Origin of the sequence: Pseudarthrobacter sp. NKDBFgelt (assembly GCF_046097905.1) — a bacterium.
Taxonomy (GTDB): domain Bacteria; phylum Actinomycetota; class Actinomycetes; order Actinomycetales; family Micrococcaceae; genus Arthrobacter; species Arthrobacter polychromogenes.
The window spans coordinates 1-1421 of sequence record NZ_JBJURL010000172.1; the positions used below are offsets into that span (position 1 = coordinate 1).

Genomic DNA, 1421 nt, shown 5'->3' on the forward strand with positions numbered 1-1421 from the left:
TCCGTCCTGCTTTGGGTGCTAGTTGTAGAGCGCGTGCTTCGGTTCGTTGGCCTTGACCTTCTGCCAGCCGAGCCACAGGAGCAGGGCGAAGAACGGGATGGTGGCCAGGGTCCACAGGCCCAGGTAGAACACCTCGCCGGTCTTGCTGGTCATGGTGTCGAAGCCGATCAGCACGGTGATAACCAGCAGCGAGACCAGGCCGGCCCAGCTGGTCCACGGGGAGCCGGGCATCGGCAGGCTGGAGGTGACGCCCTTCTTGTGGCGCAGCGCGATCTGGCTGGCGAAAATGGCACCCCAGGTGAAGATCACGCCGATGGAGGCCGTGTTCAGGGCGAGGTCGAAGGCGTGCGAGCCGCCCAGCCAGATGTTCAGCAGGATGCCCACCAGGTAGAACGCCGCGATGGCCAGGATGGCCGCGTACGGAACGTGGCGGCGGGACATCCGGGTGAGCCACTGCGGGGCGTGGCCGTTGTTGGCCATGGTGCGGAAGACGCGGCCGATCGAGTACAGGCCCGAGTTGCAGGATGACAGCGCCGCGGTGATCACGATCATGTTCATCACGTCGCCCACCCACGCGAGGCCCATCTGGCCGAACACAGTAACGAACGGCGAGGTGCCGGCAACGTACTGGTCGGACGGCAGCAGCATGGCGAGCAGGGTCACGGAACCGACGTAGAACACCACGATGCGGAGGACGACGGCGCGGATCGCCTTGGGGACTTCGCGCTGCGGGTTCTGCATCTCGCCGGCGGTGATGCCCACCAATTCGATGCCGTTGTAGGCGAAGATCACGGCGTTGAGCACCAGCACCATCACCAGGGCGCCCTTGGGGAACATGCCGCCCTCGGCCGCGAACAGGTTGGCCACCGAGGCGTTGCCGTCGCCCACCTGGGCGTTGGTGACCACCATGAACGTGCCCACCACCAGGAAGGTCAGGATGGCGCCCACCTTAAGGCAGGAGGCCCAGAACTCGAACTCGCCGAACGCCTTGACGCTCAGCAGGTTGACGGCTACCAGCAGGGCCAGCGCGGCGATGGCGGAAGCTTCCACGGGAACATTGGGGAAGAAGAACTGGAAGTACAGGCCGATGGCGATCAGCTCGGCGATGCCGGTCATGCCCCAGTTGATGAAGTACATCCAGCCGGACAGGAACGCGCCCTTCTTGCCGAACATTTCGCCGGCGTAGCTCACGAACGAACCCGAGGTCTGGCGGTACATGATGAGCTCGCCGAGTGCCCGCATGAGCAGGTAGGCGATGACGCCGGCAATGGCGTAGGAGAAGATCAGGGCGGGGCCGGTGGAGGCCAGGCGTCCGCCGGCGCCCATGAAAAGGCCGACGCCGATGGCGCCGCCCATGGCGATCATGGTGACGTGGCGCCTGCCCAGCGTCTTGCTGTAACCCTCGGCGCTGAGGGTGGGGT

1 protein-coding gene is annotated in these 1421 nt (G+C 65.4%); it reads right to left on the minus strand.

Annotated elements, in window-relative coordinates; translation table 11 throughout:
* Positions 1-18: 18 nt before the first annotated feature.
* Positions 19-1421, minus strand: a 1403-nt coding sequence (locus tag ACKAE7_RS20960; protein ID WP_408980217.1) for an amino acid permease, incomplete at its 5' end; no start/stop codon positions are given.